Below are 19,185 nucleotides of genomic sequence, written 5' to 3'. Positions count from 1 at the left end.
CCCGGCACATTCGGCCCCGCGCCCCGTGATCTACCATGTCGCGCGTCGCCAGCGCCGTGGCAAGCTCGCGATGGTCAGCACCAGCACCGGCCCCCAGATCAGCGCCGCCCCCATGCCGAGCCGAAGCAGGTGCAGCGCCAGCGCGCCGGGTCCGGGCCGCGCCAGCGTGGCCAGAGGCACGCCCTGCGCCATGTAGAGGCCGAGAAACAGCGCCATCGACAGGAGCAGCATCAAGACCGTCGCCGTCAGCCCGAGCCAGATCAGAGGCCCCCCCCTTCGGGCCAGACCCGCGCCAGAAGCAAAGGCACCGCCCAGCCGGCGAGGCCGAGGCCCAGCGCCGGCAGGACGAGGCCCCACCACATCTCAGTAGCCGAAGCTCTCGACGTTCGTGGCGGTGCCGAACTGCGGCGGGCCGCTCTCGGCGGCGGCCGTGTAGAGCTCCTCGGGCGGCACGTAGGTCGGCGGCAGCTCGCTGCCCCGGTTCGCCACGGCTGCCCCCTCGATCGCGACCGAATCCTCGTAATCGCGGATCACCACCTTGGTGCCGAGCGGCACCTTGGGGAACAGGAAGATCACGTCGTGATTGAACATGCGGATGCAGCCGGCCGAGCCCGAATTGCCGATCGAGGCGAGGTCGTTGGTGCCGTGGATCCGGTAATAGGTGTCGCGGTTGCCCTGGTAGAGGTAGAGCGCGCGCGCGCCCAGCGGGTTGGCGAGACCGCCCGGAACGCCATTGCGGTACTCGCCGTAGATCTCCGGCTCGCGGCGCAGCATGTTCTGGGTCGGGGTCCAGCTCGGCCACTGCTCCTTGCGCTTGATCGTGGTGTCGTAGCTCATCGACAGGCCCTGCCGGCCGACGCCGACGGGAAAGCGCCAGGCCATGCCACCCGGCTCGATCCAGTAGAGCAGCTTGGCGTGCAGGTCGGCCTCGATCGTGCCGGCGGGCTCATAGCCCCGATAGGGCACATAGGCGCGGCGATTCATACCCTGAAGGTATTTCGGCGGCACCGGCGGCAGGCGGTAGCCCGCATCCTCGATCAGCCCGTAGCCATCGACGATCTGGCTCAACGGCACGCCACCGATCTCCTGCTCGGAGCTGGTGGCGATGGAGGAGGACGGGACCTGCGCGGCGCAGGCGGGAAGCACGGTCAGCGCGGCCGCGCCGGTCAGCAGACGGCGGCGCGTCAGCGCGGAAGAATGGGACATCATCAATGACAGCCTTTGACGCAAGGTTTCGCGGCAACCTATCATCACGGGCCGGAACCGCAATGAGGCCGGTTCGCGCACCGCCCGGGGTGAGGCAATCGGAACGAGGGGGAGGAATATGTCAATTTCGCCAGAACCTTGGTCCCACGACAGGCTCCATGGTACGAATGGCCCTGCCACGAAGCGGGGTAAATTCTGCTTGAGCGCGGCGCGATGAGGCCGGGTCCGCGCAATGCCATCACCGATGTTGACGGTCTTCTGGTCGGCCAGTCGCAGGATGCGGCGCTGCGCTCGGGCGTCACGGTGCTGACTGGCGCTGCGCCCTTCACCGCCTCGGTCGATGTGATGGGCGGCGCGCCGGGCACACGGGAGACCGATCTGCTCGCGCCGGACCGGCTGGTGCAGGCCGTCGATGCGCTAGTACTGTCGGGCGGCTCGGCCTTCGGCCTCGACGCGGCCTCGGGCGTGGCCGAGGCGCTGCGCGCCGCCGGGCGCGGCTTCGAGGCGGCGGGGCAGCGCGTGCCGATCGTCCCCGCCGCGATCCTGTTCGACCTCGGCAATGGTGGCGACAAGGGCTGGAGCGCCAACCCCTATGCCGCTCTGGGCCGCGCGGCTTTCGAAGCGGCGGGCGAAAATGTGGCGCTGGGCAGCCACGGCGCGGGATACGGCGCCACCACCGCGACGCTGCGCGGTGGCATCGGTACGGCCTCGCTGATGCTGGAAAGCGGCCACATGGTCGGCGCGCTGGTGGCGGTGAACCCGGTCGGGTCGGCCACGATCGGCGGCGGTGCGGAGTTCTGGGCCGCGCCCTGGGAGATCGGCGCCGAGTTCGGCGGACGCGGTTTCGCGATGCCGCCCGGCGGGCCGCCGCCCACCAAGCTGGCGCGCGCGGGGGAGAGCACCACCATCGCCATCGTCGCCACCGATGCCGCGCTCGACAAACCCGGTTGCCGCCGCATGGCGGTGGCGGCGCAGGACGGGATCGCCCGGGCGCTTCTGCCCGCGCACACGCCGCTCGACGGCGATCTGGTCTTTGCCGCCGCCACGGGGGCCCGCCCGCTCGCGGACCCGGTCGGCGACGCGCTCTGGATCGGTCATGCCGCGGCGACCTGCCTTGCCCGCGCCATCGCCCGCGCCGTGTTCCACGCCGCCCCGGGCGGCCCGCAACCCTGCTGGCAGGAGCGGTTCGGGCCCTGACCTCCTTCATCTTTGTTCAATCGCGCGAATCCCGGCTCCGATGCGAAGCGCATGGTGGCGGGTGGAGCGATGCGTATTTTCGGAAAGATGAACGAGGCGACGCGCCTAGCGCATCAGCCGGTCCACCAGCGGAGCCGCAGGGTCGGCCAGCTCCTCGATCACGTCGAAATGGTGCCGGTCCGGTGCCTCGACCAATTCGCAGTCGCGCCGCTCGGCGAGCCAGCGCGCCTGATCGATGAAGGCGGGACGTTCGGCCGCGCCGACCCAGACCGTCATCGGCAGATCGACCTGATCCAGCAATGCCGGGCTCTCGGCCATGGCCTCCTCCTCATCGAGCCGCAGATCCTCGTTCATCGTGGCCCCCATGAGCGGGCGCAGATCCGACAAGGGCGAGATCGGCACGATCCGCACCACCCGGTCGCGCCAAGCGGGGGTGAGATCGGCACAGGCCATCCGCGCCACCAGATGCCCACCCGCCGAATGCCCGGTGAGCCTGAGCGGCCCCGGCACGGCATCGGCCACCGCGCCGATGGCAGCCTCGATCTCGCGCGTCATCGCGCCGATCCGCGCCTCGGGCGCCAGCGTGTATGAGGGCATCGCCACGGCCCAGCCCCGCGCCAATGCGCCCGCCGCCAGATGCGACCAGGCGCTCTTGTCGAACGCCTTCCAGAAACCGCCATGCACGAAGACCATCGCGCCCTTCGCCTCGCCTTCGGGCCGAAACAGGTCGAGCCTTTGCCGCGCCCCGTCACCATAGGCGATCTCGCGGGGCGGGTGCGCCTCGCGGAAGGCAGCGGCGGCGGCGGCCCAGCGCGCGGGGTATTCCATGCCGCCGGGGATGTGGCTGGCATTGGCATAGGCCTCGTCGATCTCGGCACGGCTCTGCCCATGCGCCGCGATGCGGTTCTCGGTCATTTCGTTCCTCCCTGTCAGGGGGCTGGACCCGCCCTACCCTCGCGGTGAAGGATGCGCCCGAACTCCTGGAGGAAAAGTCATGCTCGACGACCGCACCGACATCAAGTCACTGCTCCGCCGCCCCGACCTCGTCCGCGACCGTGCCTTTCTCGGCGGCAAGTGGGTCGCCGCCAAGGACGGCAGGACCTTCGACGTCACCAACCCGGCGCGCGGCGACGTCCTCGCCTCGATCGCCGATCTGAGCCGGGACGAGATCGCGCAGGCCATCGACATCGCCCATAAGGCGCAAAAGCCCTGGGCCGCCCGGACCGGCAAGGACCGCGCCAAGATCCTGCGCCGCTGGTACGACCTGATGATGGAGCATCAGGAGGATCTGGCGATCCTGATGACCGCAGAGCAGGGCAAGCCCCTGGCCGAGAGCCGGGGCGAGGTCGCCTATGGCGCCAGCTTCGTCGAGTGGTTCGGCGAGGAGGCCAAGCGGGTCTATGGCGAGACCATCCCCGGCCACATGCCCGACAAGCGGATCACCGTGATCCGCCAGCCGATCGGGGTGGCCGCCGGGATCACGCCATGGAACTTCCCCAACGCGATGATCGCGCGCAAGGTCGCCCCGGCGCTGGCCGCCGGTTGCTCTTTCGTGATCCGCCCCGCCTCGCTCACCCCGCTCTCGGCGCTCGCCATGGCGGTGCTGGCCGAGGAGGCCGGCGTGCCCGAGGGCGTGTTCTCGGTGGTCACCTCGACTTCCTCCTCGGAGGTGGGAAAGGAGTTCTGCGAGAACCCTAAGGTGCGCAAGCTGACCTTCACCGGCTCGACCGAGGTGGGCCGGACGCTGCTGCGGCAGGCCGCCGACCAGGTCATGAAATGCTCCATGGAGCTGGGCGGCAACGCGCCCTTCATCGTGTTCGACGACGCCGATCTCGACGCGGCGGTCGAGGGCGCGATCCAGTGCAAGTTCCGCAACAACGGCCAGACCTGCGTCTGCGCCAACCGGATCTACGTGCAGACGGGCGTCTATGACGAGTTCGCCAAGCGCCTGAAGGTCGCGGTCGAGAAGCTGCGCGTGGGCGACGGGCTCTCCGACGGCACCGATCTCGGACCGCTGATCGAGGCTTCGGCCATCGACAAGGTGCGCGATCACCTGAAGGACGCGCTCGATCACGGCGCGACGCTGCTCACCGGCGGCGAGGCGCATGATCTCGGCGGCCAGTTCTTCCAGCCCACCGTCGTCACCGGGGCGAAACAGGGGATGAAGGTCGCCCATGAGGAAACCTTCGGTCCCTTCGCGCCGCTTTTCGCCTTCGAGGACGAGGATGAGGTGATCGAAATGGCGAACGACACGATCTTCGGCCTCGCCTCGTATTTCTACGCCAAGGATCTGAGCCGCGTGACCAAGGTGGCCGAGGCGCTGGAATACGGTATCGTCGGGGTGAACACCGGCATCATCTCGACCGAGGTCGCGCCCTTCGGCGGGGTCAAGCAATCGGGGCTGGGCCGCGAGGGCTCGCGGCATGGAATCGACGACTATCTGGAGATGAAATACATCTGCAGCTCGATCTGATCCGTCCGAGAAGACGGCATGGCGACGTGCAGATGGCGCCTGCTTGCCGGGCATCCGTGCCACTTCCTCGCGCGGATGCCCAAACTTTAGCGAAGGGGCGCTCCCGCCGCACATTGCCGTCGCGTCAATGTCGTAGTTCTTCGGCATGATACGAGATGACGCCCGATGCGGCCCCGTGGCGTCGTCTTGACGAGTGACCTTGGTAACGCGTGGCGCGGAAGCCCGGTCTCCGGGCTTCCGCGTGCCATCACGTCAGGGAAGTTCCGCCGCCGGGATGATCGGGAAGAAGATGCCGTTCGACCGTACGCCGAACCAGTCCTCGCCCTCATGCGGCGCGGTTTCGCCCAGCTCCACCAGCCGGTAGAAGCTCTTGCGGTCGATCAACGCCTCCAGCCCCGACCGGATCTCGATATAGGGCGCGGGCTCCCCCGTTTCCGGGTCGCGGACCACCCGGATCGGATGCTCGGGCCCCGCCACCGCCGTCTCGTCGAGATTGGTGGTAAAGCGCAGCCCCTCCCCCTCCCGCGCGACGTCAACCGCGACGAAGGGCGCGTCGTCGACGGTGATGCCCACCTTTTCGACCGGGGTGACGAGGTAGTGCCCGTCGCCCTCGCGCTTGAGGATCGAGGCGAAGAGCTTGACCATGCGCTCGCGGCCGATCGGCGTGCCCTCATGAAACCAGGTGCCGTCGCGCGCGATCCGCATGTCGAGATCGCCGCAGTAGGGCGGATCCCACAAATGCACCGGCGCCGGGCCGCGCGCGCCGGCGCGGCTCGCCGCCGATGCGAGGTTTTCCGCCGAAGGCGCCTCGGTCGTCTCACTGTTCTTTGTGTTTGCCATCCGGACCCGCCACGGTATCTGCTGGGACTGCAATGCTAGACCAGGACGGGAGTGCTGTCATGCCAGAGCAGGTGAGCGACGCCGATCTTCTTGCCGAAATCGAGCGCCTCGGCGACCGTCTCGCGCAGGCCCGCGACAGCGTGGCGCGGCGCTTCGTCGGGCAGGAACGCGTGGTCGAGCTGACGCTCTCGGCGCTGCTATGCGGCGGCCATGCGCTGCTGGTCGGCCTGCCGGGGCTGGGCAAGACCCGGCTTGTCGACGCGCTCTCGACGGTGATGGGGCTCGTGGAGAGCCGGATCCAGTTCACCCCCGACCTGATGCCGGCCGACATCCTCGGCTCGGAGGTGCTCGAGACCGGTGCCGACGGCTCCCGCGCCTTCCGCTTCATCGAAGGCCCGGTGTTCTGCCAGCTGCTGATGGCCGACGAGATCAACCGCGCCTCGCCCCGCACCCAGTCGGCGCTCCTTCAGGCGATGCAGGAGCGCGAGGTGACGATCGCCGGGCAACACCGACCGCTGGGCCGTCCGTTCCACGTCCTCGCCACGCAGAACCCGCTGGAGCAGGAGGGCACCTACCCGCTGCCCGAGGCGCAGCTCGACCGGTTCCTGTTCCAGATCGACGTGCCCTACCCGACCCGCGACACCGAACGCGCGATCCTTCTGGCCACCACCGGCATCGAGGAGGCCGAGGCCGAGCCGGTCTTCACCGCGCAGGAGCTGCTGGAGGCACAGCGCCTGCTGCGCCGCATGCCGGTGGGCGAAGGCGTGATGGAGCTGATCCTCGACTTGGTGCGCGCCTGCCGCCCGGACGAGCCCGAGGCGCTGCCGGAGTTGCGGCAATCGGTGAGCTGGGGGCCGGGACCGCGCGCGGCGCAGGCCCTGATGCTCGCGGTGCGCGCCGAGGCGCTGCTCGACGGCCGCCTCGCGCCGGGGCCGCAGGACGTGGCGCGGCTGGCGGTGCCGGTGCTGGAGCACCGCATGGCGCTGGGCTTTGCCGCCCGGGCGCGGGGCGAAAACCTGCCCGCATTGATCGAGAGCGTGGCGGAGAGGGTGACGCGGGCCGAGGCGGCCGCGTGAGCGCCAGCCCCGCCACGACCACGGCCCCGCTCGGCCTGCGCGGCCGGGCCGAGGATCTCGCGAGTCCGCTGCCGCCGCTCCTGGCCGAGGCCGAGCAGCTGGCCCAGACCGTGCTGATGGGCGAGCATGGCCGCAGGCGGGCCGGCGCGGGCAGCAATTTCTGGCAATACCGCGCGGCGCAGCCGCACGACACCGCGCGCGCCATCGACTGGCGCCGCTCGGGCCGGGCCGATCAGGCCTTCGTGCAGGAGAAGGAGTGGCAGATCGCGCAGAGCGTCGCGCTCTGGGTCGATGACGGTGCCTCGATGGGCTTTGCCTCAACGCCGAAGCTGCCTCCCAAGGGCGACCGCGCCCGGCTCATCGCGCTGGCCATCGCGGTGGTGCTGACCCGGGGCGGCGAGCGGGTGGGCCTCGCCGATGCGCGGCTGCCGCCGCGCCGTGGTCGCGGACAGCTGTCGCGGCTGGCGCAACTCCTGTCGCAGGACACGGCCGAGGATCACGGTGCTCCCGAGGCGAAAGGCCTCGCGCCGCAAAGCCGGGCGGTGCTGGTCTCGGATTTCCTCGGGCCGGTCGAGCCGGTCGAGACGATGCTCACCGCCGCGGCAGACCGTGGCGTGCGCGGGGCGCTCCTGCAGGTGCTCGACCCCGCCGAAGAGGCGTTTCCCTATGATGGCCGCACCATTTTCGAGAGCATGTCGGGCGCGCTGCGCCACGAGACCCTGAAGGCCGGCGATCTGCGCGACCGCTATCTCCAGCGGCTGGCCGAGCGTCGCGACCGGCTGGCCGATCTGGCCCGCGCCACCGGCTGGCAATTCTCGACCCACCGCACATCCGACAGCGCCGCCTCGGCGCTGCTGTGGCTCTATGCCGCGCTGGAGCGGCGCTGATGTGGAGCCTCGGCCCCGTCGGTTTCCTCTCGCCCTGGCTGTTGGCGGGGCTGGTGCTGTTGCCGGTGCTGTGGCTGATCCTGCGCGCCGTGCCGCCCGCGCCGCTGCGCCGCCGTTTTCCGGGCGTCGTGCTGCTCCTGGGTCTCGACGACCGCGAAAGCCAGTCCGACCGCACGCCTTGGTGGCTCCTGCTGCTGCGCATCCTTGCCGTCGCCGCCGCGATCATCGGCTTCGCGGGGCCGGTGCTGAACCCGTCCGAGCGCGCCGCGCCGGGTAGCGGTCCGCTGCTGATCCTCGCCGATGCCACATGGGCCGATGCGCGTGACTGGCCGGCCCGCGGGGCCCGGATCGAAGCGCTGCTGGGCGAGGCGCGCCGCGCCGGTCGCCCCGCCGCCTTGGTGGCGCTGACCGATCCGCCGCCCGAGACGCGCTTCGACCCCGCCGAAGCGGTGCTGTCCAGCCTGCCCGGCCTCGCGCCGCGGCCATGGCAGCCCGATCCGGCCGCGCTCGATGACTGGGCCGAAACGCTGGAGGGGCGGTTCGAGACGGTCTGGCTCTCCGACGGCCTCGCCCGTGACAGCCGCGACACCCTTCTGACCGCGCTCGAAGCGCATGGCCCGGTCCGGGTGATCCAGACCCCGCGCCGGATCGCGGCGTTACGGCCGCCACAACTCGACGGCACCGCCATCGCTCTGGAGGCCGTGCGCACGCCAAGCGGCGGCGCCGAGAGCGTGACCGTCGCCGCGCATGGTCTCGACCCGGCCGGGATCGAGCGCCGCCTCGCCGCCGCCACGCTCGACTTCGCGCCCGGCGATGCGGTGGCGCGGGCCGATCTGTCGCTGCCGCCGGAGCTGCGCAACCGCGTCACCCGCTTCGAGATCGATGGCGCGCGCTCCGCCGCCGCAGTGGCGCTCACCGACGATGCGCTCCGGCGGCGCGAGATCGGCCTCGTCGAAAGCCGCGAGTCGCGCGAATCCACTGAGCTGATGTCGCCGCTGCATTACCTGCGCGTGGCGCTGGAGCCGCAGGCCGATCTCGTCTCGGGCGACCTGCCGGCGCTGATCCCCGCCAATCCGGACGTGATCGTCCTCGCCGATGCCGGCAGCCTGCCGCCCGCCGAGGCCGAGGCGCTGCAGGCATGGGTGGAAGATGGCGGGCTGCTGCTGCGCTTCGCCGGGCCCAGGCTCGCCGCCTCGGATGCGGGCCGCGACGGCGACGATCCCCTGATGCCGGTGCGGCTGCGCACCGGTGGCCGCTCGGTCGGCGGCAGCATGAGCTGGGGCGAGCCCAAGACCATCGCCCCCTTCGCGGCCGACAGCCCGTTTCAAGGCCTCGCCGTGCCCGACGACGTGACCGTGCGCGCGCAGGTCATGGCCCAGCCCGGCCCCGATCTGGCCGCCCGCGTCATCGCCCAGCTTTCGGATGGCACGCCGCTGGTTACCCGCAAAGCACTCGGCGACGGTCAGGTGGTGCTGATGCATGTCACCGCCAATGCCGAGTGGTCCTCGCTGCCGCTGTCGGGGCTGTTCGTGTCGATGCTCGAGCGGCTCGCCATCTCGGCCCGGGCCGATGCGGACGCCGCCGCGGATCTCGCGGGGACGACCTGGCAGCCGGTCGAGGTAATGGACGCCGAGGGCCGCCTGACCGGGACCGACACCCGCGCCGCCGTGGCGGGCGAGGATCTCGCGACAGGCGATCTGGGTCCCGAATTGCCGCCGGGCCTCTACGAGGGCGAGGCCGGGCGCTACGCACTCAACGTCACCCGTGCCGACACCACGCTCGCGCCGGCCCGCTGGCCCGCCAGCATCGCGGTCGAGGGGCTCGACCGTCCGGCGGAACGGCCGCTCGGCGGGCTGCTGCTGGCGCTGGCCGTGGCGTTGATGGCCATCGACGCCGTCGCCTCGCTGCTGGTCGGTGGCCGACTGCGCGGCCTGCGGGCCGCCTCCGTGGTGCTGGCGCTGCTGCTGGCGCCGGTCCCGCCGGCCGAGGCACAGGAGGGCACCGTCCCCTCTGCGCCGCCGGTCAACACGCCTCCATCCGGCTCCGTCGCCGCCGAACCACCGATGGACCCGCAGGCCGAGGACTTTGCCCAGGCCGCTACCGGTTCCGTCGTGCTGGGGCATATCCTGTCCGGCGATCCGGCGGTGGACGATATCGCCCGAGCCGGGCTCGAAGGGCTCGGCCGAACGCTGTGGCAGCGCACCTCGGTCGAGCCCGCCGCCCCGATGGCGGTCGATCCCGAGACCGACGAGCTGGCCTTCTTCCCCCTGCTCTACTGGCCGATCACCGCCGCGACGCCGATCCCCTCCGGGGCGGCCTATGACAAGCTCAACGCCTATCTGCGCGGCGGCGGCATGATCGTCTTCGACACGCGCGACGCCGGGATCGCGGGGCTCGGCGCGACCACGCCCGAGGGCCGCCGCCTGCAGGCCATCGCCCGCCCTCTCGACGTGCCGCCGCTCTCGCCGGTGCCCGAGGACCACGTGCTCACGCGCACCTTCTACCTGCTGCAGGATTTTCCGGGCCGCCATCAGGGCCGCGACGTCTGGGTCGAGGCGGCGCCGGACGAAGAGCCGACCCCTGGAATGCCGTTTCGCAACCTCAACGACAACGTGACCCCGGTGGTGATCGGTGGCAATGACTGGGCCTCGGCCTGGGCGATGGACGAGATCGGCATGCCGCTCTACCCGGTCGGGCGCGGCATGGCGGGCGAGCGCCAGCGCGAGATGGCCTATCGCTTCGGGGTGAACCTCGTGATGCATGTGCTCACCGGCAACTACAAATCCGACCAGGTCCACGTGCCGGCGCTGCTCGAGAGGCTTGGCCAGTGAACGGCACGGTGATCTTCGACCCGCTGCTGCCATGGCCCGCGCTTTGGGCGCTGGCGGCGCTGACCGTTCTCGTGGTCGCGCTGGCGCTTTGGCGCGGCCTGCCGGGCTGGTGGCTGCGGGCGCTCGCCGGGCTCGCTCTGCTGGCGGGTCTGGCCAACCCGGCGCTACGGCGCGAGGAGCGCCAGCCGCTCTCGGACATCGTGATCGCCGTCGTGGACGAAAGCGCGAGCCAGACCCTGTCGGATCGGGCCGAACAGACCGAGGCCGCGCTCGAGGCATTGCAGGGCCGGATCGCCGTACGCGAGAACACCGAGTTGCGCGTGGTGCGCCTCGGCGACGCGCCGGAGGATGGCGGCACCAAGCTGATGACCGCGCTCTCCGAGGCCTTGGCCGAGGAGCCCGCGGGCCGGGTCGCGGGCATCGTCATGCTGACCGACGGACGGCTGCACGACGCCGCCCGTGCGCCCGACCTGCCTGCCCCCGCCCATGTGCTGCTGTCGGGGCGCGACAGCGACTGGGACCGCCGCGTCGTGGTGCGCAACGCCCCGGCCTTCGCGATTCTCGGCGAGGAAGTGGAGCTGACCCTGCGGGTCGAGGATAGCGGCGCGGCGCCACGGAGCGCCGGGCCTGTGCCGCTCACCATCGCCATCGACGGCGGCGAGCCGATGCGTTTCGAAGTGCCCCTCGGGCGTGACATCCGGCTTCCCGTCGCGCTGCCGCATGGCGGCATGAACGTGCTGCAATTCGCCACGCCGGAGGTCGAGGGCGAGCTGACCGCGCGCAACAACGAAAGCGTCGTGCAGATCAACGGCGTGCGGGACCGGCTGCGCGTGCTTCTGGTTTCGGGCGAGCCCTATGCCGGCGAACGGACCTGGCGCAACCTTCTGAAGTCCGACCCCTCGGTCGATCTGGTGCATTTCACCATCCTGCGCCCGCCCGAGAAACAGGACGGGGTGCCGGTCGAGGAGTTGTCGCTGATCGCCTTTCCGACCCGCGAGCTGTTCATCGAGAAGATCGACGAGTTCGACCTGATCGTCTTCGACCGCTACCGCAGGCGCGGCATCCTGCCCTCCGACTACTTCGCCAACGTCGCCCGCTACGTCGAAGAGGGCGGCGCGGTGCTGGTCACCGCCGGGCCGGAATATGCGGGTGCCGACAGCATCTTTCGCAGCCCGCTGGGCTTCGTCCTGCCCGGCATGCCCAGCGCCCGCGTGGTCGAGCGCGCCTTTCGCCCGGAATTGACCGATCTGGGAGCGCGCCATCCCGTCACCTCCGGCCTCGCCGATCCGTGGCTCGAGGCCGGGGCCGATCCGCTCACCCCCGATTGGGGCCGCTGGTTCCGTCAGATCGAGATCGAGCCGACCCTGAGCGCCACCATCGCCCTGACCGGACCGGGAGAACGGCCGCTTCTGGCGCTCGATCGGGTCGGCGAGGGTCGCGTCGCGCTTCTGGCCTCGGACCAGGTCTGGCTCTGGGGGCGCGGCTATGACGGCGGCGGCCCGCAGCTCGACCTGCTGCGCCGTCTCGCGCACTGGATGATGAAGGAGCCCGAGCTCGAGGAAGAGGCGCTCTGGGCGGAGCCCTCGGGGCTCGTCATGCGTATCGTGCGCCGCTCGCTCGCCGATGAGGTCGGCCCCGTCACCGTGACCGCCCCGGATGGCAGCGAAACCGAGGTCGAGCTCGAGGAGGTCGAGCCGGGTCGTTTCGAGGCGCTGTGGGGCGCGCCGCGCATGGGGCTCTACCGCCTGTCGGAAGGCGAGCAGGAGGCGGTGATCGCGCTCGGCCCGGCCGCGCCGCGCGAGTTCGAGGACACCATCGCCAGCGCCGTGGCGCTGGAGGATACCGTGTCGGAAGCGCGCGGCGGCATCGTGGCGATGGAGGACGGAATGCCGGCGCTGCGCGACGTGCGCCCCGGTCGACCGGCCGCGGGGCGCGGCTGGATCGGGCTGACGCCGCGCGGCGCCTACCGCACGCTCGATCTCACGGTGATCCCGCTCGTTCCTGCCTGGGCATTGCTGCTGCTGGCGGCGGCGCTGATGCTGGGCGCATGGCTGCGCGAGGCGCGGCGATAGTCGGAAAATTCGGGCTTTGCGTATTTGAAGAAAGATGAACGGGGCTGGCATGCCCTCCGCTTCATCTTTCTCGAATACGCGCCGGGGGGCCGCGCAGCGGCGGAGGCGGCGGCCCCCTCAGCTTTGTTCCAGAAGCACCGCGCGCGGAACCGAGGCGAACTCCCGGCTCCACAACACCCACAACACCGCCGCCATCGCAAGGATCAGCGCCCAGCCGCCGAGCAACCAGGCCAGCGCGCCGAGCGCGAAATACATGGCCCTGAGGCCGCGATTGAAGTTCCACGCCGCGCGGATATTCAGCTCCGCCGCCTGCATCGCGCCCGGCAAAGCGCGCGGGTCCTCGGCGGCGTTGGGCACCGAGGCCATCAGCACCGAGCAATAGCCGAAGATCCGATGGGCCCAGACGAATTTCAGGAAGGCATGCGTCAGCAACAGCGCCACCGGCAGCAGCTTGATCTGCCATAGCACGTCCGGCTGGCGTTCCTGGCCGAAGCCCTCTGCCACGCCCTGCAATGGCTCGGTATTGCCGATCAGCGCCAGCACGCCACCCACCGCCAGTAGGCAGGTCGAGGCGAAGAAGGAGGTGCCCTGCCGCAAGCTGCCCATGATCGTCGCGTCGAAGATCCGGTTTCCGCGCAACACGAATTCGCGCATCCACTCACGCCGGTGCTCGGCCATCAGCACCGTCACCGAGGGGCGCCGGCCCGGATGCTCGATGCGCCAGCCGATGAGCCAGTAGCCCACCACCAGGAACGCGAGCCCGAGGGTATCGAACAAGGTGAGATGCGGCAGGCTGGCAAGCGGATCCATGCCGCGCAACCTAGCCGCGCTGCTACGCGCTTGCCATGGGGCGATTTTGGTTATATTTCCTTACCAATCCCGGAAAGACCCCTTGCGTGATTGGAGGCGCGAGCCATGCAGATGCCATCTCCCGACGCCCGCATCATGGCCCGGAAGGCACAGGTCGTGCAGCGCCTGACCGAGGCGCTGGGCGAGAGGGGCGTGATTCATGATCCCTCCGAAACCCGCGCCTATGAATGCGACGCGCTCACCGCCTATCGCTGCCCGCCGCTTTGCGTGGTGCTGCCCTCGACCACCGAGGAGGTCTCGGCGGCGCTCAGGATCTGTCACGAGGAGAACGTGCCGGTGGTGCCGCGCGGCTCCGGCACCTCGCTCGCGGGGGGCGCGTTGCCGACCGCCGATTCCGTGATCCTGGGCGTGTCGCGGATGAACCGGGTGCTCGAGACCGACACCATGGACCGGATCATCCGGGTGCAGACCGGGCGCACGAATCTGAGCGTCACCGGCGCGGTGGAGGAGCTGGGCTTCTTCTATGCCCCCGACCCCTCCTCGCAGCTCGCCTGCGCCATCGCGGGCAACATCGCGATGAATTCCGGCGGCGCGCATTGCCTGAAATACGGGGTGACCACCAACAACCTGCTCGGCGTCACCATGGTGCAGATGGACGGCACCGTGGTCGAGATCGGTGGCGCGCATATGGATGCGGGCGGGCTCGACCTTCTGGGCGTGATCTGCGGCTCCGAGGGACAGCTCGGCGTCGTCACCGAGGCGACGCTGCGCATCCTGCCCAAGCCCGAGGGCGCGCTCCCGGTACTCATGGGCTATGACAGCGCCGAAGCGGCGGGCGCCTGCGTCGCCGACATCATCAAGGCGGGCGTTCTGCCGGTGGCCATCGAATACATGGACCGTCCCTGCATCCGCGCCTGCGAGGCCTTCGCCAAGGCGGGCTACCCCGATTGCGAGGCGCTCTTGATCGTCGAGGTCGAGGGCTCGGCCGATGAGATCAACCACCAGCTCGAAACCATCCTGAAGATCGCCCGCGACCACGACCCCGTCGAGATCCGCGCGGCGCAGGACGGCGACGAGGCGGCGCGGATCTGGCTGGGGCGCAAATCCGCCTTCGGCGCGATGGGCCAGATCAACGACTACATGTGCCTCGACGGCACGATCCCGGTCTCTGCCCTGCCCGAGGTGCTCAAGCGCATCGGCGAGCTGAGCGACCAGTACGGGCTCGGCGTCGCCAACGTGTTCCACGCCGGCGACGGCAACATGCATCCGCTGATCCTGTTCGACGCGAACAAGGAAGGCGATCTGGAGAAATGCGAGGAGATGGGCGCCGACATCCTGCGGCTCTGCGTCGAGGTGGGCGGCTGCCTGACCGGTGAGCACGGGGTCGGCGTGGAAAAGCGCGATCTGATGACGGTGCAGTTCGAACCGGAGGATCTCGAGGCGCAGATGAAGGTGAAGGACGTGTTCGACCCCAAATGGCTGCTGAACCCCGCCAAGGTGTTTCCGCTGGCGGCCAGCGAAGGACGCCGGGCATGATCCGCCCCGGATCAGAGGCCGAGCTGGCCGAAGCGCTGCGCGATGCGACCGGTCCGCTCTCGGTGCGCGGCGGCGGCACGCGCGGGCCGCTGCCCGATGGCACGCCGCTCTCCACCGCGGCCCTGTCGGGCATCACCCTGCACGACCCGGCGGCGTTGACGCTGGTGGCACAGGCGGGCACGCCGGTCGAGGAGATCGACGCGGCGCTGGCCAAGGCCAACCAGCGGCTCGCCTTCGAGCCGATGGATCACCGCGCGCTGCTTGGCACCACCGGCGCCCCGACCATCGGCGGCGTCGTCGCGGCCAACGTGTCGGGTCCGCGCCGGATGCAGGTCGGTGCGGCGCGCGACCACCTGCTAGGGCTGCGCTTCGTCGATGGCGAGGGCACGGTGGTCAAGAATGGCGGTCGGGTGATGAAGAACGTCACCGGCTACGATCTCGCCCGCCTCGTCGCGGGAAGCCGCGGCGCGCTGGGCGTGATCACCGAGGTCGCGCTCAAGGTGCTGCCGGGGACCGAAACCGCCGCCAGCCTCGTGATCCGCGGTCTCGACGATGCCACGGCGGTACGGGCGATGTCCGAGGCGCTTGGCACGCCCTTCGAGGTGTCGGGCGCCGCGCATGACCCACAGGCCCAAGGCGGGGCGCGCACGGTGCTGCGGATCGAGGGCTTTGCTCCCTCGGTCGAGTATCGTTGCCGGGCGCTGGCCGAACGGCTGGCATCGCACGGCGCCTGGGAGGTCGAGGCCGACCGCGAGGCGGTGCGCGCCGATTGGCGCGGCATCCGCGACGTCGCCCCCTTCCACGGTACCGCCGGCGATGTCTGGCGCGTCTCGGTACGCCCCAGCCAGGCCGCCGATCTCGTGGCCCGCGCCGGGGCCGAGCAGGTCCTCTACGACTGGGGCGGCGGTCTGATCTGGCTGCGCTGCGCGGAGGGAGACGACCTGCGGGAGCGGCTCGGCCGCTATGACGGCCATGCGACGCTGGTGCGCGCCGCCCCGGAAACCCACGCGAAGCTGCACACGCTGCAGCCCGAGCCGCTGGCGGTGCAGGCGCTGACCCGCGGCCTGCGCGAGACATTCGACCCGCGCGGCATCCTCGCCGCCTGACGGAGACCACATGCAGACCAGTTTCACCCCCGAGCAGCTGCGCGATCCGAAGATCGCCGAGGCCAACGCGATCCTGCGATCCTGCGTGCATTGCGGCTTCTGCACGGCGACCTGCCCGACCTATCAGGTGCTGGGCGACGAGCTGGACAGCCCGCGCGGCCGGATCTACCTGATCAAGGACATGCTCGAGAACGAGCGCGTCCCCGACGACAAGACCGTCACCCATCTCGACCGCTGCCTCGGCTGCCTCGCCTGCATGACCACATGTCCGTCGGGCGTGCATTACGGCCACCTGATCGACCAGGCCCGCGGCTATATCGAGAAGAACTACGAACGGCCGGTGATGGACCGTTTCCTGCGCTGGGTGCTGGCGCGGATCCTGCCCTATCCGGGCCGGTTCCGGCTGGCGCTTCTGGCCGCGAAACTCGGCAAACCGTTCAAGGGGCTGATGCCCGACCGCCGGCTGCGCGCGATGCTGGAGATGGCGCCCGCGAAGATCCCCCCGGTGTCGCGCAACGACGACCCGCAGGTGTTCCCCGCCATGGGCGAGCGGCGGATGCGCGTCGGGCTGTCGATCGGCTGCGCCCAGCGCGCGCTCGACACCGAGATCAACGATGCGACGATCCGGCTGCTCACCCGGCTGGGCTGCGAGGTGGTGATCCCCGAGGGCGTCGGCTGCTGCGGCGCGCTGACCGAGCATATGGGCAAGCACGACGAGGCGCGCGGCACCGCAGCCAAGCTGATCCGCTCGATGGCCTCGATCGAGGGGCTCGACGCCGTGGTGATCAACACCTCGGGCTGCGGCACCACGATGAAGGATTACGGCCACATGTTCGCGGGCCATGAGATGGAGGCCGAGGGCGCGCGGATCGGCGGGCTGTGCCGCGACGTGTCGGAGATCGTGGCCGAGCTGGGCCTGCCCGAGAAGGCGAAGGTCGCGCCGATGCGCGTGGCCTACCACGCCGCCTGCTCGCTGCAGCATGGCCAGAAGCTGAAGGCCGGGCCGAAGAACCTGTTGAAACAGGCCGGGTTCGAGGTGCTCGAGCCGGCCGACAGCCACCTGTGCTGCGGCTCGGCCGGCACCTACAATCTGATGCAGCCCGAGATTTCCGCCGAATTGCGCGACCGCAAGGTCGAGACGCTGGAGGTGCTGAAGCCGCAGGTGATCGCCGCCGGCAACATCGGTTGCATGATGCAGATCGGCCGCGGCACCGGTGTGCCGGTGGTGCATTCCGTGCAGCTTCTCGACTGGGCGACCGGCGGGCCGCAACCTCCCGCGATTTCGAAACAATCGGCTTGATTGCCCTTTGAAGCCATCGCCGTCTGGCCTAGTCTCGCCTGCGAACCGGGTGCTCCCTGCCCGGCGACCCGAAGGAGGGCAGATGCGGCAGGCCATCGCGGTCGCCTTGCTGGTTCTGGTGGCGCTGTCGCTGCCGGTGCGCGCGGATCGTCACGATCTCGTCGAGATGGTGACGGGCGATGACGCGCGCGGCTGGGAGGCTGTGGGGCGTCTCGATCTCGGGGGCCGCGGCTTCTGCACGGGGGCGCTGATCGCGCCCGACCTCGTCCTCACCGCCGCGCATTGTCTTTACGACCGCGACAGCGGCGATCGGATCGATCCGTCCGAGATCGAGTTCAAGGCCGGGATGCGGGGCGGCCGGGCGCTGGCCTACCGCTCGGTGCGCCGGGCGCTGGCCCCCGAGGGCTACGCCTTCGTCGGCACCGGATCCGGCGCGGCCAGCGCCGAGGACGTGGCGCTTCTCGAACTCGCGCAGCCGATCCGCTCGGCCCGCATCACTCCGTTCGAGACGTTGGAGGGGGTCGTCGCGGGCGCCGAGGTCGGCGTGGTCTCCTACGCCCATGACCGCGCCGAGGCACCCTCGCTGCAGGAGACCTGCGACGTGCTGGGCGAGGAGAACGGCCTTCTGGTGATGGGCTGCGACGTCGATTACGGCTCCTCGGGTTCGCCCGTCTTCAGCTTCGAGGGCGGCAGGGCGCGGATCGTCTCGGTGATCTCGGCCAAGGCCGAGATGGATGGTCGCAACGTTGCCATCGGCGTCGCGCTCGACCGGCCCCTGCCCGATCTGCGGGCCCGCATGGAGAGCGGCACCGGCGCCTTCGGCGGCCTGTCCACGGGTCAGGTCCGGGTGGTCGGCGCCGGCCAGAGAACCGAGATCGGCGCCCGCTTCATCCGCCCCTGAGATCGCGGTCGCGGGGCTCTTGAAAGCCCGAAAATCCCTACCCACATTGCGGTTACGGAGCGCCAGACAGGGCTCCGGATCTCCGGCCCGTCCCCCGTCGGGAGGGCCATCACGACGTTATCGCTTTGAGACAGAGGATGACCATGATGCGTACGTTCGATCTTGCCCCGCTCTACCGCGCCACCGTGGGCTTCGATCAGGTTGCCGACCTGATGGACCGCGTGCTTGCCGGCGAGACCGCGCAGAACAACTACCCGCCTTACAACATCGAGAAGACCGACGAGAGCGCATGGCGCATCTCGATCGCCGTTGCCGGCTTTGGTGCCGACGACCTCGCCGTCGAGGTCCGCGAGAACGCCCTGATCGTGACCGCGCGCAAGGCCGAGGACGATCAGGAGGGCCGCACCTTCCTGCATCGCGGTATCGCGACGCGCGCCTTCGAGCGCCGCTTCCACCTCGCCGACCACGTGAAGGTGACGGGCGCCAGCCATCTCGACGGCATGCTGCATATCGACCTCGTGCGCGAGGTGCCCGAAGCGCTGAAGCCGCGCCGCATCGAGATCTCGAGCCAGAAGCCGCAGGACGCGAACCTGATCGAGGAGAAATCGGTCAACTGAGGATACGGTCGGGCACTCCAGCCGGCCGTGCGCGACGCGGTCGGCAGGTGAGGCGCCGGTCGTGACCGCCACCGCGCGAGGGCGCGGGTCCGCAAGGGCCCGCGCCTTTCTTCGTGCCGTAACCTGTACCGGATAGGTATCGTTCGGACCGGCGGATACGGGAAGGGCGGCCCCGGGGGCGCCCGTCCCCCCGGGGGGGCCCCGGGGGTGAGCCACGGAGGGGGGGATTTTTGCCCCCCGGGGGGGGGGGGGGGGCGCGGGGGGGCGGCCCCCGGCCCCCCCGGCGACCGAGGCCGAAACGCTGATGCGCCACGCCGATGCGGCGCTCTACGC

The 19,185-nt window shown here is 70.4% G+C and carries 16 protein-coding genes; 11 read left to right on the top strand and 5 right to left on the bottom strand.

The features are described 5' to 3' along the window. Positions 1–30: 30 nt before the first annotated feature. Positions 31–231, bottom strand: a complete 201-nt coding sequence (locus O4G76_RS12660) for a hypothetical protein (RefSeq protein WP_269397677.1) — start codon at positions 229–231, stop codon at positions 31–33. Between the two features lie 132 nt (positions 232–363). Beyond that, positions 364–1,206, bottom strand: coding sequence for a L,D-transpeptidase (locus tag O4G76_RS12655; RefSeq protein WP_269397676.1), 843 nt, complete (start codon positions 1,204–1,206; stop codon positions 364–366). A 213-nt stretch (positions 1,207–1,419) separates the two neighbouring features. Between O4G76_RS12655 and O4G76_RS12650 the strand changes: the two genes are divergently transcribed. Then, on the top strand, positions 1,420–2,403 hold the full coding sequence (locus tag O4G76_RS12650) for a P1 family peptidase (protein ID WP_269397675.1): 984 nt from the start codon (positions 1,420–1,422) through the stop codon (positions 2,401–2,403). 105 nt (positions 2,404–2,508) lie between these two features. On the opposite strand, the gene O4G76_RS12645 is transcribed toward O4G76_RS12650, so the two are convergent. Continuing rightward, the gene (locus O4G76_RS12645; RefSeq protein WP_269397674.1) at positions 2,509–3,318 is read right to left on the bottom strand and encodes an alpha/beta hydrolase; all 810 of its coding nucleotides are present in this window, start codon (positions 3,316–3,318) and stop codon (positions 2,509–2,511) included. A 79-nt stretch (positions 3,319–3,397) separates the two neighbouring features. On the opposite strand from O4G76_RS12645, the gene O4G76_RS12640 reads away from it, so the two are divergent. Further along, positions 3,398–4,876, top strand: a complete 1,479-nt coding sequence (locus O4G76_RS12640) for an NAD-dependent succinate-semialdehyde dehydrogenase (RefSeq protein WP_269397673.1) — start codon at positions 3,398–3,400, stop codon at positions 4,874–4,876. Between the two features lie 252 nt (positions 4,877–5,128). On the opposite strand, the gene O4G76_RS12635 is transcribed toward O4G76_RS12640, so the two are convergent. Beyond that, entirely contained in the window at positions 5,129–5,716 is a 588-nt protein-coding gene (locus O4G76_RS12635) for a DUF1285 domain-containing protein (protein ID WP_269397672.1), read from the bottom strand. A gap of 59 nt (positions 5,717–5,775) precedes the next feature. Between O4G76_RS12635 and O4G76_RS12630 the strand changes: the two genes are divergently transcribed. The 4 genes from O4G76_RS12630 to O4G76_RS12615 are packed head-to-tail and all read left to right on the top strand — an operon-like array spanning position 5,776 to position 12,582. Further along, the gene (locus O4G76_RS12630; RefSeq protein WP_269397671.1) at positions 5,776–6,792 is read left to right on the top strand and encodes a MoxR family ATPase; all 1,017 of its coding nucleotides are present in this window, start codon (positions 5,776–5,778) and stop codon (positions 6,790–6,792) included. After that, complete coding sequence (locus O4G76_RS12625; RefSeq protein ID WP_269397670.1) at positions 6,789–7,679, top strand: DUF58 domain-containing protein; 891 nt, start codon at positions 6,789–6,791, stop codon at positions 7,677–7,679. Before O4G76_RS12630 ends, O4G76_RS12625 begins: the two co-directional genes overlap by 4 nt. Further along, positions 7,679–10,510 carry a DUF4159 domain-containing protein gene (locus O4G76_RS12620; protein ID WP_269397669.1) on the top strand — a complete coding sequence of 944 codons (2,832 nt, stop codon included), beginning with the start codon at positions 7,679–7,681 and terminating at the stop codon, positions 10,508–10,510. Before O4G76_RS12625 ends, O4G76_RS12620 begins: the two co-directional genes overlap by 1 nt. Continuing rightward, positions 10,507–12,582 carry a hypothetical protein gene (locus tag O4G76_RS12615; protein WP_269397668.1) on the top strand — a complete coding sequence of 692 codons (2,076 nt, stop codon included), beginning with the start codon at positions 10,507–10,509 and terminating at the stop codon, positions 12,580–12,582. The genes O4G76_RS12620 and O4G76_RS12615 overlap by 4 nt, the downstream gene beginning before the upstream one ends. A 117-nt stretch (positions 12,583–12,699) precedes the next feature. Here the strand turns inward: O4G76_RS12615 and O4G76_RS12610 are convergent, their stop codons facing one another. After that, the gene (locus O4G76_RS12610; protein ID WP_269397667.1) at positions 12,700–13,392 is read right to left on the bottom strand and encodes a DUF599 domain-containing protein; all 693 of its coding nucleotides are present in this window, start codon (positions 13,390–13,392) and stop codon (positions 12,700–12,702) included. 105 nt (positions 13,393–13,497) lie between these two features. Between O4G76_RS12610 and O4G76_RS12605 the strand changes: the two genes are divergently transcribed. The 5 genes from O4G76_RS12605 (at position 13,498) to O4G76_RS12585 (ending at position 18,852) form a co-directional block, all read left to right on the top strand. Beyond that, the gene (locus O4G76_RS12605; RefSeq protein WP_269397666.1) at positions 13,498–14,928 is read left to right on the top strand and encodes an FAD-linked oxidase C-terminal domain-containing protein; all 1,431 of its coding nucleotides are present in this window, start codon (positions 13,498–13,500) and stop codon (positions 14,926–14,928) included. Next, positions 14,925–16,034 (top strand): FAD-binding protein, encoded by a 1,110-nt coding sequence (locus O4G76_RS12600; RefSeq protein WP_269397665.1) that lies wholly within the window; start codon positions 14,925–14,927, stop codon positions 16,032–16,034. The genes O4G76_RS12605 and O4G76_RS12600 overlap by 4 nt, the downstream gene beginning before the upstream one ends. Before the next feature lie 10 nt (positions 16,035–16,044). Further along, positions 16,045–17,334, top strand: a complete 1,290-nt coding sequence (glcF, locus tag O4G76_RS12595) for a glycolate oxidase subunit GlcF (RefSeq protein WP_269397664.1) — start codon at positions 16,045–16,047, stop codon at positions 17,332–17,334. An 82-nt stretch (positions 17,335–17,416) separates the two neighbouring features. Next, on the top strand, positions 17,417–18,235 hold the full coding sequence (locus O4G76_RS12590; protein WP_085896769.1) for a serine protease: 819 nt from the start codon (positions 17,417–17,419) through the stop codon (positions 18,233–18,235). 146 nt (positions 18,236–18,381) lie between these two features. Beyond that, positions 18,382–18,852 (top strand): Hsp20 family protein, encoded by a 471-nt coding sequence (locus tag O4G76_RS12585; protein WP_269397663.1) that lies wholly within the window; start codon positions 18,382–18,384, stop codon positions 18,850–18,852. Positions 18,853–19,185: the final 333 nt, after the last annotated feature.

Source organism: Limimaricola sp. G21655-S1 (assembly GCF_027213785.1).
Classification (GTDB): Bacteria; Pseudomonadota; Alphaproteobacteria; order Rhodobacterales; family Rhodobacteraceae; genus Limimaricola.
Note: the sequence above shows the minus strand (reverse complement) of the source record. Positions and strands in the feature narration are given on the sequence as shown.

Excerpts from the sequence above, each read along its gene's own strand:
- O4G76_RS12660 (WP_269397677.1), bottom strand. The coding sequence starts at position 231 with ATGCTGCTCCTGTCGATGGCGCTGTTTCTCGGCCTCTACATGGCGCAG.
- O4G76_RS12655 (WP_269397676.1), bottom strand. The coding sequence starts at position 1,206 with ATGTCCCATTCTTCCGCGCTGACGCGCCGCCGTCTGCTGACCGGCGCG.
- O4G76_RS12650 (WP_269397675.1), top strand. The coding sequence starts at position 1,420 with ATGAGGCCGGGTCCGCGCAATGCCATCACCGATGTTGACGGTCTTCTG.
- O4G76_RS12645 (WP_269397674.1), bottom strand. The coding sequence starts at position 3,318 with ATGACCGAGAACCGCATCGCGGCGCATGGGCAGAGCCGTGCCGAGATC.
- O4G76_RS12640 (WP_269397673.1), top strand. The coding sequence starts at position 3,398 with ATGCTCGACGACCGCACCGACATCAAGTCACTGCTCCGCCGCCCCGAC.
- O4G76_RS12635 (WP_269397672.1), bottom strand. The coding sequence starts at position 5,716 with ATGGCAAACACAAAGAACAGTGAGACGACCGAGGCGCCTTCGGCGGAA.
- O4G76_RS12630 (WP_269397671.1), top strand. The coding sequence starts at position 5,776 with ATGCCAGAGCAGGTGAGCGACGCCGATCTTCTTGCCGAAATCGAGCGC.
- O4G76_RS12620 (WP_269397669.1), top strand. The coding sequence starts at position 7,679 with ATGTGGAGCCTCGGCCCCGTCGGTTTCCTCTCGCCCTGGCTGTTGGCG.
- O4G76_RS12610 (WP_269397667.1), bottom strand. The coding sequence starts at position 13,392 with ATGGATCCGCTTGCCAGCCTGCCGCATCTCACCTTGTTCGATACCCTC.
- O4G76_RS12605 (WP_269397666.1), top strand. The coding sequence starts at position 13,498 with ATGCAGATGCCATCTCCCGACGCCCGCATCATGGCCCGGAAGGCACAG.
- O4G76_RS12600 (WP_269397665.1), top strand. The coding sequence starts at position 14,925 with ATGATCCGCCCCGGATCAGAGGCCGAGCTGGCCGAAGCGCTGCGCGAT.
- glcF (WP_269397664.1), top strand. The coding sequence starts at position 16,045 with ATGCAGACCAGTTTCACCCCCGAGCAGCTGCGCGATCCGAAGATCGCC.
- O4G76_RS12590 (WP_085896769.1), top strand. The coding sequence starts at position 17,417 with ATGCGGCAGGCCATCGCGGTCGCCTTGCTGGTTCTGGTGGCGCTGTCG.
- O4G76_RS12585 (WP_269397663.1), top strand. The coding sequence starts at position 18,382 with ATGCGTACGTTCGATCTTGCCCCGCTCTACCGCGCCACCGTGGGCTTC.